This window comes from Wolbachia endosymbiont of Drosophila tristis, assembly GCF_028981745.1.
Classification (GTDB): Bacteria; Pseudomonadota; Alphaproteobacteria; order Rickettsiales; family Anaplasmataceae; genus Wolbachia; species Wolbachia pipientis.
Genome location: NZ_JAPQLN010000104.1, coordinates 1 through 14,971, shown reverse-complemented (window position 1 = coordinate 14,971; position 14,971 = coordinate 1). Strand labels below are relative to the sequence as shown.

Annotated in this window: 16 protein-coding genes and 1 tRNA gene; 13 read left to right on the top strand and 4 right to left on the bottom strand. The window is 34.7% G+C overall.

The genetic code is table 11. The features are described from left to right. Positions 1 to 280: IS5 family transposase (locus tag OZD64_RS04585; RefSeq protein WP_044471353.1), on the bottom strand; the 280-nt coding region annotated here is incomplete at its 3' end. Between the two features lie 231 nt (positions 281 to 511). Here OZD64_RS04585 and atpG point away from each other — a divergent pair. The 9 genes from atpG to rnc all read left to right on the top strand — a co-directional run bounded on the left by atpG (position 512) and on the right by rnc (position 9,951). Then, entirely contained in the window at positions 512 to 1,384 is an 873-nt protein-coding gene (atpG, locus tag OZD64_RS04580; protein ID WP_010081973.1) for an ATP synthase F1 subunit gamma, read from the top strand. Between the two features lie 18 nt (positions 1,385 to 1,402). Beyond that, the gene (locus OZD64_RS04575) at positions 1,403 to 2,737 is read left to right on the top strand and encodes a TldD/PmbA family protein (protein WP_010081974.1); all 1,335 of its coding nucleotides are present in this window, start codon (positions 1,403 to 1,405) and stop codon (positions 2,735 to 2,737) included. Between the two features lie 174 nt (positions 2,738 to 2,911). Beyond that, positions 2,912 to 3,163, top strand: coding sequence for a cold-shock protein (locus OZD64_RS04570; RefSeq protein ID WP_006279919.1), 252 nt, complete (start codon positions 2,912 to 2,914; stop codon positions 3,161 to 3,163). Between the two features lie 35 nt (positions 3,164 to 3,198). Next, complete coding sequence (locus OZD64_RS04565; RefSeq protein WP_038199603.1) at positions 3,199 to 4,425, top strand: DEAD/DEAH box helicase; 1,227 nt, start codon at positions 3,199 to 3,201, stop codon at positions 4,423 to 4,425. A gap of 203 nt (positions 4,426 to 4,628) precedes the next feature. Then, positions 4,629 to 6,935, top strand: coding sequence for an AAA family ATPase (locus OZD64_RS04560; RefSeq protein ID WP_274999391.1), 2,307 nt, complete (start codon positions 4,629 to 4,631; stop codon positions 6,933 to 6,935). 64 nt (positions 6,936 to 6,999) lie between these two features. Further along, complete coding sequence (locus OZD64_RS04555; protein ID WP_038228077.1) at positions 7,000 to 7,896, top strand: class I fructose-bisphosphate aldolase; 897 nt, start codon at positions 7,000 to 7,002, stop codon at positions 7,894 to 7,896. 5 nt (positions 7,897 to 7,901) lie between these two features. Continuing rightward, positions 7,902 to 7,973: transfer RNA gene (locus OZD64_RS04550), tRNA-Cys, on the top strand. Between the two features lie 121 nt (positions 7,974 to 8,094). Further along, positions 8,095 to 9,162 carry a quinone-dependent dihydroorotate dehydrogenase gene (locus OZD64_RS04545; protein ID WP_010082053.1) on the top strand — a complete coding sequence of 356 codons (1,068 nt, stop codon included), beginning with the start codon at positions 8,095 to 8,097 and terminating at the stop codon, positions 9,160 to 9,162. A gap of 90 nt (positions 9,163 to 9,252) precedes the next feature. Beyond that, a complete protein-coding gene (rnc, locus tag OZD64_RS04540; RefSeq protein ID WP_264373631.1) occupies positions 9,253 to 9,951 on the top strand; it encodes a ribonuclease III in 699 nt (232 codons plus the stop codon). A 338-nt stretch (positions 9,952 to 10,289) separates the two neighbouring features. Here the strand turns inward: rnc and OZD64_RS04530 are convergent, their stop codons facing one another. The 3 genes from OZD64_RS04530 to OZD64_RS04520 form a co-directional block, all read right to left on the bottom strand. After that, positions 10,290 to 10,832, bottom strand: a complete 543-nt coding sequence (locus OZD64_RS04530; protein WP_006279913.1) for a hypothetical protein — start codon at positions 10,830 to 10,832, stop codon at positions 10,290 to 10,292. Between the two features lie 109 nt (positions 10,833 to 10,941). Next, positions 10,942 to 11,472 carry a phospholipase D family nuclease gene (locus OZD64_RS04525; protein WP_274999389.1) on the bottom strand — a complete coding sequence of 177 codons (531 nt, stop codon included), beginning with the start codon at positions 11,470 to 11,472 and terminating at the stop codon, positions 10,942 to 10,944. 666 nt (positions 11,473 to 12,138) lie between these two features. Next, positions 12,139 to 12,963 carry a hypothetical protein gene (locus OZD64_RS04520; protein WP_022626161.1) on the bottom strand — a complete coding sequence of 275 codons (825 nt, stop codon included), beginning with the start codon at positions 12,961 to 12,963 and terminating at the stop codon, positions 12,139 to 12,141. A gap of 167 nt (positions 12,964 to 13,130) precedes the next feature. Here OZD64_RS04520 and OZD64_RS04515 point away from each other — a divergent pair, with 167 nt between their 5' ends. The 4 genes from OZD64_RS04515 to OZD64_RS04500 all read left to right on the top strand — a co-directional run. Then, entirely contained in the window at positions 13,131 to 13,769 is a 639-nt protein-coding gene (locus OZD64_RS04515; protein ID WP_010081930.1) for an HAD family hydrolase, read from the top strand. After that, complete coding sequence (locus OZD64_RS04510; protein ID WP_038199612.1) at positions 13,769 to 14,266, top strand: RDD family protein; 498 nt, start codon at positions 13,769 to 13,771, stop codon at positions 14,264 to 14,266. The genes OZD64_RS04515 and OZD64_RS04510 overlap by 1 nt, the downstream gene beginning before the upstream one ends. Before the next feature lie 59 nt (positions 14,267 to 14,325). Then, the gene (locus tag OZD64_RS04505; RefSeq protein ID WP_274999388.1) at positions 14,326 to 14,664 is read left to right on the top strand and encodes a ferritin-like domain-containing protein; all 339 of its coding nucleotides are present in this window, start codon (positions 14,326 to 14,328) and stop codon (positions 14,662 to 14,664) included. 27 nt (positions 14,665 to 14,691) lie between these two features. Beyond that, positions 14,692 to 14,971: IS5 family transposase (locus OZD64_RS04500; protein ID WP_044471353.1), on the top strand; the 280-nt coding region annotated here is incomplete at its 3' end.

The window sequence follows — 14,971 nt, the reverse complement described above, 5'->3', positions numbered from 1 at the left end:
TTTTTCTTCTACTATATTTTGTAATTTCATAATTCATTTTCTCAAAAATTCCCTGCTTCTTCCATTGCCTGAACTGCTCATACACAGTCTTCCATAGCGGAAAATCATTTGGTAAATACCGCCATTGACACCCTGTACGCAATACATAGAAAATTGCTTCTAATATTTCTCTTTTGCTATACTTTGGCGGCCTTCCTCCTTTCTTGTATGATACTCTGAAGTGTTTTTCTATTCTTGCCCATTCCCTTTCGCTTAGATCTGTTGGATACTTTTTTCTCATCTTTACCCCGTACTAAAATTTCAGATATTATAGCCTTTTACTTGTTTCCGGACAACCTCTTAGGCTACTTTCACATTGATATTGCTGAAGTTAGAGCACTTTCTTAATATAATCCTTATCTCCAAACAATAAACCTGCAAGTTTCTTAGCTAGACTTGGTTTTAATGTCAAAAAAACTTGCTTTTAGACACTAACAGTTATATATTTTAATAAATCAGGGTTGTATACAAAATGAAGAGCTTAAAGGAATTATCCTTAAGAATTAAGAATATTAGGTCTGTACAGAAAACCACGAAAATAATGCAAATGGTTTCTGCAGCAAAGTTGTTACAAAGCCAAAAGAAGTTATTAAATTCAAAATTATATGTATCTAAGCTGCATAACATTATTTTTTCATTAATGCTATCAGTTGATCAAGAATTACTGGCAAAAATTCTAAATGTCAGTAACGACGGTTCTTACCTAGTATTCATTATTGCGTCTGATCGTGGCTTGTGCGGCAACTTTAACTCTTCTATTGTCAAATTTAGTCAAGAGCGTGTAAATAAGTCAATCGCAAATGGCAAAAAAGTAGATATTGTATTTCTTGGTAAAAAAGCTTTTGATGTAGGTAAAAATAGATTTGACTCTAAAAGTATCTTAAAAATTGAAAATAGTAAGGGAATCACGTTAAAGCACGTAGAAGCTTTGGTTGATGGTATAGATTTAAGTAAATACGATAAAGTTAAAGTTTTTTATAGTAAATTCTATAATACCTTCACGCAAAAACCAATGTTGGAAACAATAAAACCATGGAGTAAAGACTCATCCTTGATTGATAGCTCTCTGGCTGGTCCAACAACAGATTACGGCTATGAGTATGAACCACAAAATATTGAATTTATTTTAAAATCTTTGGTTCAAGATTACGTTGTAATTGCTCTTTACTCTGCTTTACTTGAAAGTGCAACGAGTGAGAATAGTGCTAGAATGGTTGCTATGGAATCAGCAAACAGAAACACTAAAGAGATACTGAACAAATTAGCATTGCTTTATAATCGTTCTCGTCAAGCAGCGATTACGACTGATTTAATTGAAGTTATAGGTGGTGCAGAATCTTTATAGAAATCTAAGGAATAGAAAATGAATATATTAAATATTGCAGCAGATATTACTAAACTAATAAAAAAGCAAAATCAAGATGCGGAAGTTACAATATATGAAACTAATAAGACTTCAGTTTCTCAGCGTCTATCAAAAATTGAGCAAATATCACAATCTAAAAATTGCACTGTAGGAATCAGAGCTATAGCAGGTAAAAACAAAGCTGCGTATATTTCTACAAACGATTTGAATAATCTGAGTGATACAGTAAGCCAAGTGGTAGAAATGGCAAAGAATGCGCCAGAAGATCCTTGCATTAATTTTGCTGTAAATGGTAGTAATTATATCTCTTCTGCAGATTTAAGTATCTCAGATAATAATGTTGTAACCGTTGATAACCTAAAAGAAATTGCTGAAGCTGCAGAAAATTCAGCCCTTGCACATAAGAGTATCACTAATTCTGAAGGAGCCTCTTCTTCATACGCTTTAGTGAATACAGTATTATCGACTGTTTCTGGTTTTATTGGCTCGTTTAGTAAATCAACCTTTGCTAATCAGGTCTCTGTTGTTGCTGGAAGAGAAAGTGAAATGAAGGTTGGTTACGATTATGATATAGCATGTAATTTTAGTGATTTAAAGTTGCCAGAGTTAATGGGAAAAGAAGCAGCAAAAAGAGCAGTTGATCAATTGAATTCACGTACAATGAAAACTGGTAAATTTCCAGTTATTTTTGAAAAAAGAGCAGCAAAAGGGCTAGTAAAAAGTTTTGCTTCTGCTATAAATGGGAGCAGTATTATAAGCAACAGTTCTTTCTTGAGGGGTAGTTTAAACGCTCAGATTTTCAACGATAGAATTAATATTATCGATGATCCATTGTTGCCAAGAGGCATAGCATCGAGACCATTTGATGGAGAAGGGATAACTAGCAAGAAAAATATATTTGTAAAAAACGGAATATTACAAAATTGGATTTTAGACTTATACTCGGCTAGAAAATTAGACTCAGAAACAACCGGAAGTGCAACTCGTGCAAGTAATGCTGCAGTTATTCCTGCAGCTAGTAACCTCTACATTGAGAATGGTGATGTATCGTTTGAAGAATTAATTCAGGAAGTGAAAGAGGGAATATATGTAACTGATTTATTTGGTTTTGGTGTCAATTTAATCAATGGCGATTACAGCCAAGGCGCTTCCGGATTTTTTATAGAAAATGGAAAAATAACGTATCCAATACATGAGATTACCATTGCTAGCAATTTGAAGGATATGTTTAGCAATTTAGTCGTTGCAGATGATCTAACTTTTTGTGGGCAATTTAATTCACCAACGATTAAAGTTAGCGAAATGACGGTTGCAGGTTCGCTTAACGATTAAAAAATTTATTTGCATCAAGTACAACAATTGTGTATTATTGTCATGTAATGTTAAGAATAGACTATGGAGTATAAAGGTTTAGTTTCAATAGCTAAGCTTAAAGCATTCTCAATCGTAATTTCAAAGTTTTTCATCACATTAGTAATGTTAGTTAATAATTTAGGAGTTGTTTAAATGGAATTTGGTAATGTAAAATGGTTTAATGCCGAAAAAGGCTATGGTTTCATCAAGCCAGAAGGTAAAGGGGGTGACGTTTTTGTACATATTAGCACATTGGAACGTTCGGGAATAAGACCTGAGGCACTTAAAGGAGAGAATAAAGAGAAGGGAATAAAAGGAGAAAGGGTGAGTTATGAGGTTAAAGAGGAGCGCGGTAGAAACGGAGAAGATAAAAAATCTGCAATAAATTTAAGATTGGAAGATTAATCTATTATGAAGTCTTTTAACAGGATTAACGTATTGTGAATAATTTTCATGAGATGGGTCTCCCAGCTTCGCTTAGACAAGCTCTAGATAAAAATAATCTTTTCGTCCCAACTCCGATTCAAATACAAGCGATTCCCTTAGCGCTACAAGGTAAAGATATTCTCGGATCTGCTCAAACGGGGACTGGAAAAACTTTAGCATTTGCTATTCCGTTGGTTGCTAAGTTGCTGAATGAGCCTAACACTGGTTCAGCTTTAGTCATCGTGCCAACCAGAGAGCTTGCGCATCAGGTAACAAATGAGATAAGAAAACTCTTATCTCAAAATTCTGCACTAAGGGTCGCTTTGTTGATTGGTGGTGAGCCTATTTTTAGGCAGCTAAATCAGCTTCAGAAAAAACCACAAATTGTAATAGGTACTCCTGGTCGTATTATAGACCATATTGAGCGTAAAACTTTGATTACTCGCAATGTTAGCGTTCTTGTGCTTGATGAAACGGATCGTATGTTTGATATGGGCTTTGGAGTTCAGATTGAAGAAATTATGAAGCATTTGCCTAAAATAAGGCAAACTCTTATGTTTTCTGCAACTCTTCCTGGAGATATAGTAAAACTTGCTGAGAAGTACCTTAATCGACCAGAACGTATTTCTGTTGATTGTGAGGTTACAACTTCTGTAAAAATTAAGCAAGAAATTGTTTATGCATCAGAATCAGAAAAATATGAAAAGCTTGTTACACAACTATGTCAGCGCGAAGGATCAATCATTATCTTTGTCAAAACAAAGCGAGGAGCGGATCAGCTAGCTAACAGATTGCACAAAGATGACTATAGCGCTTTAGCAATTCATGGTGATTTAAGGCAGCACAAGCGCGAAAGGGTCATTAATTCTTTTCGTCGTGGCCGTAATCAAATCATGGTTGCAACAGATGTTGCTTCTCGCGGCCTTGATATTCCCCACATTCAACATGTTATCAATTATGATGCACCACAATCGCAAGCTGACTATATTCATCGTATAGGTAGAACTGCACGCGCTGGAGCTGAAGGGTATGCGCTATCTTTTGTTACACCTCAAGATAAGAGAAGACTGCCTGCACTGGCAGACAAAGAAGGAGAGCTAAATTTTGATTGTAGTGTGCAATTTAAAAAACGTAACAGCAAAAAGGTCTTTAAAAGGCCAAGTACGTTAAAGACTAAATACGGTAGAAAAAAGATCAATGCATTTAAGAAGAAAAGCAGAGTACTAGAAAAAGCGTATTAAATAGGATTTACCTACAATTTGATAAGCGTAAAACTCGTCATTCCGCTACTCATTAGCGGAATCTATGCTGAGATATTGCGGTGCTATGACGTAGATCCAGAGTGGGATTCAAATTGGCTACAGCGAACTGCTGGATTTCAATTTTTTTAATAATTGTGTGCTATTCATTATATATGAGTTCCCACTTTTAAAGAGAATAGGAGATGATTTCCAAAAACTTAGAGGCAAGTTTGAATAGAGCACTATTCATTGCTTCTAATTTTAATCTTAAATATGCGAAAGTAGAACATTTATTGCTGGCGTTAACTAAAGACGTGGATGTAAATTACGTTTTATCAAGATGTAATATCAGAGCCGATGAAATCATCAGTATGGATAACATTCTATCAAGATGCAATATTAAGGCTAATGATTATAATAATAATATAAAAGGGTTTTTACAAAGCAGTTCTGAATTGATTATCAGTGGAGTTAAACCTAGCTCAATGTTTCAATGCATAATACACAGAGCAATAATACGGGCTCATAGCTTGGGGAAAAAAGAAATAAATGGAGCAAGTGTTCTAGTAGAAATTTTGTCTGGGCAAGATTTATACGTTGAAGATCTATTGCAGAAACAAAGTGCGAAAGATTCCAATTTGATTTACCACATATCTAACATGAAATACTCTAACGATATAGATGAATACACCACTAATCATAAAGTAAAACTTGATAAAAATAATGATGCTCCTACTACAGTAAATAAAGGTGAGCTACTAAAAGATGAGGAAATTCTACAAAGTTATTGTAAAAATTTAAATGACTATGCAAGAAGCAAAAAAATAGATTATGTTATTGGTCGTGATTATGAATTAAATCGCACTATAGAAATATTATTGAGGCGTAGAAAAAACAACCCTTTATATGTTGGAGATCCAGGTGTTGGCAAAACCACAATAGTTGAGGGTTTGGTACTCAAAATCATTGAAAACAGTGTTCCAAGTGCGCTCAGGTCCAGTATAATTTATGCTTTGGATTTAGGGGCACTCCTTGCAGGGACACGCTATAGAGGTGATTTTGAAGAGAGAATAAAATCTATAATAAAAGCGATTGAGGCAAAACCAGGTGCTATCCTTTTTATTGACGAAATACACACTATCATTGGAGCAGGTTCTACAAGTGGTAGCTTTCTTGATGCAGGTAACCTACTCAAACCTGCGCTTGCAAGAGGTACACTGCGTTGTATAGGTGCAACTACATATAGAGAATACAGCAATAGTTTTGAAAAAGATAAAGCATTAGCGAGGAGGTTTCAAAAAATTAATGTTAAGGAATCTTCTGTTAACGAAACGATAAAGATACTAGATGGTATAAAGCACTACTATGAAGGGTATCATGGAGTATATTATACAAAGAATGCCATTAGGTCTGCGGCTGAACTTTCGCATAAGTATATTACTGGGCGAATATTACCTGATAAAGCGGTTGATGTTATTGATGAGGCAGGGGCATATTGTAAATTGCTAAGAAACAGGGGTAAAATTGTAAATAGTAGAGATATTAAGAATACCATTACTAGAATTACAAATGTGCCTTGCGGATCTGAATCTGATGATTTGCAGAAAGTAAAGTCTTTAAAAGCTAATCTAGAGAAGGTGATTTTTGGCCAAGAGCAGGCAATAGAATCTCTTGTTAATTCTATTAAAATTGCTAAATCTGGGTTGAGAAATTACAATAAGCCTTTAGCAAATTATCTTTTTGCAGGGCCAACCGGTGTTGGTAAAACCGAGCTAGCAAAACAATTAGCAGAAAGCATGGGCATGAATCTTATACGCTTTGATATGTCCGAATATATTGAGTCTCATACGATATCAAGGATGATTGGTTCTCCTCCTGGATATGTAGGTTATGATCAGGGTGGATTACTCACAGAGTCTGTATCTAATAATCAATATAGTGTTGTGCTGCTTGATGAAATTGAAAAGGCTCATAGCGATATCTATAATATATTGCTACAAATTATGGATTATGGTTGCGTTACAGACACTTACGGACGTAAAGTTAACTTTTCCAATATAATCTTAATTATGACAACTAATGCAGGAGCAGCTGAACGCAGCAAAAGTTTTGTTGGCTTTGGGCATAAAAAATTTAACACTGGTGATAGTGAAAAAGCGATAGAACAGGTTTTTAGCCCTGAATTTCGTAATCGTCTTGATGCGATTATTTCTTTTTCTGACTTAAATGCGGATATAATTCTGCATATTGTAGATAAATTTATTCAGGAACTGAAAAAGCAGCTGACGCAAAAAGGCATAAACTGCTTGGTAGAAGATGAAGTGAAATCTTATCTTGCACAAACAGGTTATAGTAAGGAAATGGGAGCACGTCCGATAGAGAGACTTATTGAAAAAGAGATAAAAAGTTACTTAGCGGAAGAAATACTGAATCGTCAATTAATAAAAGGAAAGAAATTAAGAATCTATATGAATAAAGTAGAAAATAAAATTGCTTTTGATATAGTTTAAAATCCTTGTATTGAACTTCATCTTTGTTACAATCTATAACTTAAATTCAATTTGAATTATAGTGATAAGTGATAAAGTAAAACAAGTCCTAAGCTACTACGAAAGTGAAAACCCTGGGGTAAAAGCAAATCTTACTCGTATTCTCATGCATGGAAAGCTTGGCGGCACTGGCAAGTTAGTGATTCTGCCAGTAGATCAAGGATTTGAGCATGGTCCAATTAAAAGTTTTGAAGTTAACCCTGATGCTTATGACCCACATTATCATTTTCAGCTTGCGGTTGATTCGGGAGTAAGTGCATATGCTGCTCCACTTGGTATGATTGAAGCTGGTGCTGCAACTTATGCTGGAATGCTCCCACTTATTTTGAAACTTAATAGTTCCAACTCTTTACATTCAAAGGATCTAACCTCTGATCAGGCAATAACCTCTTCTGTGAAAGATGCGCTGCGTTTGGGATGCTTAGCTGTCGGATTTACTATATATCCTGGTTCTGCTAAGTGTTTCGATATGATGGAGGAAGCCCGTGGAATCATAGCTGAAGCCAAATCTTATGGACTTGCAGTAGTGCTATGGTCTTATCCACGCGGTGAAGGGATTTCCAAAGAAGGTGAAACAGCAGTTGATGTTATTGCCTATGCTGCGCACATGGCAGCTTTGCTTGGCGCTAATATAATAAAAGTAAAACTTCCAACTAAATATTTGGAAAGGGAGAAAATAGAAACAGAAAATATTGAATCATTATCTAAAAGAATTGAATATGTTAAAAGGTCTTGTTTTGCAGGGAAAAGAATAGTAGTTTTTTCTGGTGGTGAATCGAAGGAAGTAGATAACATATACAATGAAGCGAAAGAAATTAAGCAGGGTGGCGGTAATGGTTCAATCATTGGACGTAACACTTTTCAACGCAAAAGGGAGGAGGCTTTATCTATGCTAAAAGATATAATGGATATCTACACATAAAAAACGGCTGGGTGGCAGAATGGCTTATGCGGAGGACTGCAAATCCTTTTATACCGGTTCAATTCCGGTCCCGGCCTCTTTCATTCTCTATATCTTGTAAAAGTTAACAGTAGCTTTAAGTGTGTAACCTATAGAGAAAGCTTGTCCATAGTAAAATCAATTTCTTTTCAAGTTATGGTTATACTCTTATAGCGTTTCATGGTAAAAAATAAACTAAAAATAAGCAAAGTGTTTTACAAACGTAATTTACTATTTTTACTACCGCCCGAAGTTGCTCACTCTTTGGCAATTATGGCATTAAAGAAAATGCCTTATAAGAATCCTATAGAGCTACCAGAATCTTTGAGTGTGAATTTTTTTGGTAATAAGCTCAGAAGCCCCGTAGGTCTGGCTGCAGGTTTTGACAAGAATGCAGAAGTTATAAGGCCTATGCTCTCATTTGGTTTTGGGTTTATTGAAACTGGTACTGTAACTCGTAATCCACAATATGGAAACAAAAAGCCAAGAATTTTTCGGTTAATTAAAGATCAAGGGGTAATTAACAGATTGGGATTTAACAATAAAGGAATAGACTATTTTCTTAAACAAATAGGTGAAACCAAGCTTGATGACTGCATTTTTGGCATCAACATAGGAAAAAACAGTACATCAAAGGACCAAATCAGCGATTATGTTGACTTAATAAAGATAGTATATGGAAAGAGCAATTATATAGTGCTGAACATCTCATCCCCAAACACGCCTAATTTACGCAATCTGCACAATAAGCAAGAATTATCGGAATTGTTGAAATCCGTAACTCTAACCCGAAAATCAATTGATAATTCTAAATCCATACCAATAATATTAAAAATCTCACCAGATGTAGATCAGCAAACGAAAGAAAATATCGCTGAGCTTGCGTTGGAATATAAGATTGACGGATTAACAGTAAGCAACACTACGGTAAGTAGAGATAATCTGCATTCTCACCATAATGAGAGTGGTGGGTTGAGTGGCAAACCGCTGTTTAAACTTTCAACCGAGTTATTGGGCGATATGTACAAATTTACTAAGGGCAAAATATTATTGATAGGGTGCGGAGGAATCTCAAGTGGTGCTGATGCATATAAAAAAATAAAGGCAGGAGCTTCTTTGGTGCAGTTGTACACTGCTCTCATATACCACGGACCTCAAGTTGTAAACAAAATTAATCTAGAACTTGCAGAACTAATAAGGAGAGATGGATTTAGTAACATTAATGAGGTGGTGGGTTGTATACATTAATTTTGAAAGTTGGTGGTATTATTTTAATAAAATAAAACTAATTCTCTGGTATAAAGGTGGTAGAAAGTGCTTTTCTTTTAAATAATGGGTATGAAGAGTTTGAATGATGCAATATCTAAGATCATTGATTATAAATTTACAAATTATGCAATATTAGAAGAGGCACTAACTCACCCAAGCGTAAATAAAAGGAATAGCAAAAACCAGATTGTAAGCTACGAAAGACTAGAGTTTTTGGGCGATAGTGTTTTGAATATGGTTGTATCTGCCACACTGTTTAAACTATTTCCTGAAGAAAAAGAAGGAGCATTGGCAAAAAGAAAGACGGATTTAGTTTGTGGCAACACCATTGCTAATGTTGCTAAAGAAATAAAATTAGGCAGCTTTATCATCATGAATAATAGTGAACGCTGCAATGGAGGGAGATGTAACTTAAAAAATTTAGAAAACTCGCTTGAAGCACTAATAGGTGCAATTTATATTGATGGCGGGCTTGAAAATGTTGAAAAATTTATTATCCAATATTGGGAAAAGCTAGCTAAAGGCATGCTTGCCCCCCCTCAAGATCCTAAAACCTCACTGCAAGAGTGGACTCAGAAAAACAAATTGCCTTTACCAGAGTATGAGCTTGTAAAACAAACTGGACCAGCGCACAATCCTGAATTTACTATATCAGTTTGCATAGAAGATTATGGTAAAGTTTCTGCATGCGCTTCTAGTAAAAAGATTGCTGAACAAAAAGCTGCTGAGTTGATGCTAGAAAAAATTGGAAAAGACGCTTCAGTTTAGGCAAAATAGGCATTAATGTAAATTTTAAGGAAGCTAATAGCGTTTAGGGTAAATGGTCAATTTAAGGAGAAGCATAGTATTATTCATAAAAAAGTTGATTTACCAAAAATCAAGCCTTATGTAGTGGAATATCAATGGCTGTTGTCGGAGATGCGGAAAAAAAGAAGTAGCAAGTTACCAAAAGGTGTTATGCCAGATACATTCGGTCCAAGAGTTGTTTTGTGAAGTTGACAGAGTCAATGAGAATGAAAGTTTTAAAAAATAGCATATTTTTTAATTATAAAAATTTGATATTAACTGTTGTTGGTTGATTGAGTAAAAACCAGTGAATGGTCACGTTAAAACATATTTTTAAATTTCTGCCAAAATCCTGGTTTATTATCATTAACCTTTGTAAATGTTATATTTAAACTGTATTTCGGATCATTTGGCACGTCGTATTTTATGCTAAATGTTGAAACTTTATCGTTATTGTAAATATGTACATCATCATATGATAGCTTTGTTGTGTAACACTTTACATACTTTTGCTTATCATGCACTAAATCACCTGACTCCCTTTCTAGTTCCACAAATTTCGTTTTTTTCTGACATTCCTTCATTTTTATTAAATCCTTATCTAGTGATATTGAAACTGGCAACGTATTTCCAGCATATTCTTTAGCTAAAAGTTCACTTTGAGGATACATTTTTATTTCCCTGCCAAAATGTGAGTCTATGAAATTATTACTCCAAAATTTATCGCCAGAATGCACGTACTCATCAGTAGCATACGGCACCCCACCATAATTGCATTGAACTTTGTAATCTCCAACACCGTTGTTTTGAAAAAAATCATGAATAGCAGTGTAGCTACCGGCAGCATCATTTATATAATCCATTACTTTATTCCTTAAATTTTTAGTTCATTATATCATAATCATTATGCCAATCAATCAAAAAAGCTCTCCCTTGCTGTTTTTAAAACTGATTTTGAGCAAGCGCTCCCAACTAATCGAGAGCGTATTTGTAAGATTGTGACATTCGTGCCTCCCAGTTTTTCACATACTGCTGAATCAATTCAGGATAATCTGTAATAATTAATAAATTTTTAGCATTTCCTTTTTTAGCTGTCTTACTAAGGTTAAATGACCCTGTGATGACTTTTTGATTGTCAGCAATCATTATCTTATTATGAGCAATCTTTGGCTTATCATCGATCCAAATTGGTACTCCACCTGAAAATAATTCATTTATAACACTATATTTTGAGTAGAGTTGCGATTTATCTAAGATGACTTTAACATCAACACCGCGTTCTTTAGCATTAATCAAAGATTTTGCAACTGTTCCAAGAGTAAATGTATATTCTTGAACTAAGATAGATTTTTTAGACTGATCTATTACGTTGATTATCGGTACAGCACAATCTTCTCCAGGTGAAAAGCAAACCGTAGCTTTTGGGCAGGGCGAAAATATAAAACCCGCATAGTAATACAGAGAAAAACACATTAACAAGAATAAAAAGTGAAAAAGCCTCACAACAACCCACCCCCGGATATACGGCGATAGGCTACATTATAATTTAATCACCTGTCAATAGACTTCTTGCATAGTTTTTGGCAACAACCGTTAGAAACGAAAAAACTTACTTGACAAACTCCGCCAGCCCCCTTATCATGAAACTGAAGGTATTCAGTTATCTTCATCTGTGCAGATTAAACAGCAAGAAAACAACGTAGTTGGCGTCTTATTTTTAATTTTTTGCACTATGTGCACCTTATGTCTTCACAATATTTCTAGGTTTTTACCTACACAAGCTGAAACGCGCTTATAAGTCGTTTAAGACAGTATAGTACGCCAATTTGCAGGATTAGGGAGTGACAACTAGCTAACACGGGGTTTCTTTTGCCTTTTTTTCTGCTTAGTAAATTTCTTAAACATTTAAACTAAGGTGAGTTGCATTTAAAAGCAGCTAAATTGCAGTGTTTAAGACTTAAAAAACGCCAATGTTCTAAAATAGATATTAGCTGGGGCTTCTTTTGCCTTTTTTTTCGCTTGGTAAATTTCTTAATGTTTATAGCTAACATAAAGCTAAGTACGAACTTTGTTAAATACAACAAATGGTGTCATCCCGCTACTTGTTAGCGGATGAGATACCGCGGCGGTATGACGGTTTGTGGCGGTATAATGAAGCTTGAAAGCGGATCACCTTTCACGACCCGTGTTTACTTCATTCACTTTAGGAGTATTAACAGGCGTTATTGCCGGGTTTTCAAGCTTTGTTGCCTGCTTCAAACCCTCGCTTACACTTTTGTCCTTTAAAATTTCATCAAGCTGCTTACTCTTTTGTTGCTCTTCGTTATTTGACGTATCTCTTTGAGCATCTTCTTTCATGCCACGAGCATTCTCTACATCCTTTTCACCTTCACCTAAAAATTTTTCTAATATTTTCTTAACAAAGCGCTTCAGAAGACTCAAAAACCCTTCTTCTTTTTGATTTTCTTGTGGTTGAGGCGTGTTATCTTTTTTGTCCGGCTCAGTGTTGAGCTTCTCTTTTACAGAACTCTTGCTTACTGAGGGATTAACGGTTTGTGAATCGTGCTCTGATGCTGTTTGCACAGAAGCTTCAGTAGTCTTTTTTTGTGTATTATGTTCAAGGTCTTTAACTGCTGTTGTAGTTTTTCTCGGAGTGTCTTGGAGTTTTTTGTCACTTTTTGGCTCTGCAACTTTTTCACTTGTGAAGATGCCCTTCCCTTTATATTGTTGGTCAAGCTCAGCAATTCTTTCAAAATCTTGACGTACTTTTTCATCTGCACGTCCTTTTTGACTTTCAAATTTCTGACTCAATTCTGCAACGTTTTTCATTTTGTTCTCAAGCTCCTTACTTTTCACAGCTTTTAGAGCCTCTGTTCCTTTTGCGATATAATTAACCTTCTTTTCTAATGAGGTACCTTCTGGAAAAGCACCTGGAGAACGTTCAAAAACATCTTTAAACTTTTTTTCAACACTTTCTTTAGATGTCTGGGCCATACCTGTTACCTATTAAAACATATCATATAATCAGTATATTAGCTAATTATATAAAAAACAGTTAACATAACTTGTGGTAAAAAGTGTTTATCAAGGGCGTCCTATTTATATCTTTTTCATTAAAATGCTATTTACTTATTAAGTTAAAATGTATAATTACATAAGAGATGAAAGATAGCTCATTAGCAGTAGTATTCGATTGGGATAATACCTTAGTTGACACTCAAGATAATATTTTTAATGCTATTAAGCATACCATAAACTCAATGGGGTATAGTAATAAAGCTGCTGATAGAAATTCCCATGAGTCGAGAAAGAGCTATATGGTCAATTTATTTGGCGATCAGTGGAAAAAAGCGAATCAGATATATCAACAATATTTAGATGATGCACTATTGCAAAACATTGCTTTGAATCAAGGAGTAGAGAAAATGTTGCAGACACTGAAAAGCCACAATATTTATCTAGCAATAGTAAGTAATAAGAAAAATACTAATTTACGTAAAGAAGTTGCCTATTTTAAACTAGATTCCTACTTTGAAAGAGTGGTTGGGTCATGCGATACTGCAGAAGATAAACCATCTGCAACCCCACTGCTATTTGCACTAGAAGAGAGTACGTTGCCTATAAATAGAGAAAATGTGTTTTTCGTTGGTGATAGCATCACAGATGTTCTGTGTGCACAAAATGCCAATTGTTTACCTATTATATACGGTCAATCAATAAGCGGTTATGAAGATTTGTTATGTTTTCAACATTTTGATAAACTTACAGATTTTATAATAAAGTATTTAGAAGATAGGTAATGACCACTGTTACAGAGATTGCCAGTATAATAAGACGCTTTTGCGCATATTTGATAGATAGAGCAATTTTATTAATTCCAAACTTATTAATCAGACTATTGTTAAAGAATTTTCCGTTAATTTCATCTATGTGTATAGATTGCAGTTACTTCACATATTTTATATCTTCAAAAGCCCAAGCAACTCCTGGTCAGCAATTAATGAACATACATACCATAAGCTTGGACGGTTCTAAAATAGATTTGAGTTTAGCATTTGATAGAAGCATTTCTCAGTTTTTTCTTTCTCTATTATATAACATAATAGTTGTCCTCATCGAGCTTTTCCAAGAACAGGACGTGTTAATAAACGCTTTCGATATATTAATAGTGCTACTCACTATATTAACGGTGCTGCTCACTCTTTGCTGGTATCTAGTTGCTTGCTTCTCTAAGAAAAAACAGACATACCACGACATGCTATTTAATACGGTTGTTATCAAAGGAAATATTAAATGAGTTGCTATAACTATCGTTATCATATAAATTATGCTGATGAATTGAACTAAGGGAAGATTATGAATGAAGAGATAGTAAAACATTTGAACAAATTATTGACCAATGAGCTAACTTCTGTACGCCAGTATCTTTTGCATTTTGCGATTCTCAAAAACAATGGAATTAATAGATTTGCAGAAAAGGTAAAAAATGAGCTTAACGAAGAACTTGAACATGCAAACAAGTTGGCAGAAAGAATTTTGTTATTCAAAGGAGTTCCAAATTTTCAGGATACAAACGAAATATCAAAGCATGATGGAAAGTTTACAAAAGACACAATACGGAAAATCTTAGAAGCTAATTTGAAATTAGAGGGAAAAGGTATTAGAGGTTGTCCGGAAACAAGTAAAAGGCTATAATATCTGAAATTTTAGTACGGGGTAAAGATGAGAAAAAAGTATCCAACAGATCTAAGCGAAAGGGAATGGGCAAGAATAGAAAAACACTTCAGAGTATCATACAAGAAAGGAGGAAGGCCGCCAAAGTATAGCAAAAGAGAAATATTAGAAGCAATTTTCTATGTATTGCGTACAGGGTGTCAATGGCGGTATTTACCAAATGATTTTCCGCTATGGAAGACTGTGTATGAGCAGTTCAGGCAATGGAAGAAGCAGGGAATTTTTGAGAAAATGAATTATGAAATTACAAAATATAGTAGAAGAAAAA

What these genes read in the sequence shown, in the direction of transcription:
- atpG (WP_010081973.1), top strand. Translation starts at nt 512, where the DNA reads ATGAAGAGCTTAAAGGAATTATCCTTAAGAATTAAGAATATTAGGTCT.
- OZD64_RS04575 (WP_010081974.1), top strand. Translation starts at nt 1,403, where the DNA reads ATGAATATATTAAATATTGCAGCAGATATTACTAAACTAATAAAAAAG.
- OZD64_RS04570 (WP_006279919.1), top strand. Translation starts at nt 2,912, where the DNA reads ATGGAATTTGGTAATGTAAAATGGTTTAATGCCGAAAAAGGCTATGGT.
- OZD64_RS04560 (WP_274999391.1), top strand. Translation starts at nt 4,629, where the DNA reads ATGATTTCCAAAAACTTAGAGGCAAGTTTGAATAGAGCACTATTCATT.
- OZD64_RS04545 (WP_010082053.1), top strand. Translation starts at nt 8,095, where the DNA reads ATGGTAAAAAATAAACTAAAAATAAGCAAAGTGTTTTACAAACGTAAT.
- rnc (WP_264373631.1), top strand. Translation starts at nt 9,253, where the DNA reads ATGAAGAGTTTGAATGATGCAATATCTAAGATCATTGATTATAAATTT.
- OZD64_RS04530 (WP_006279913.1), bottom strand. Translation starts at nt 10,832, where the DNA reads ATGGATTATATAAATGATGCTGCCGGTAGCTACACTGCTATTCATGAT.
- OZD64_RS04520 (WP_022626161.1), bottom strand. Translation starts at nt 12,963, where the DNA reads ATGGCCCAGACATCTAAAGAAAGTGTTGAAAAAAAGTTTAAAGATGTT.
- OZD64_RS04515 (WP_010081930.1), top strand. Translation starts at nt 13,131, where the DNA reads ATGAAAGATAGCTCATTAGCAGTAGTATTCGATTGGGATAATACCTTA.
- OZD64_RS04510 (WP_038199612.1), top strand. Translation starts at nt 13,769, where the DNA reads ATGACCACTGTTACAGAGATTGCCAGTATAATAAGACGCTTTTGCGCA.
- OZD64_RS04505 (WP_274999388.1), top strand. Translation starts at nt 14,326, where the DNA reads ATGAATGAAGAGATAGTAAAACATTTGAACAAATTATTGACCAATGAG.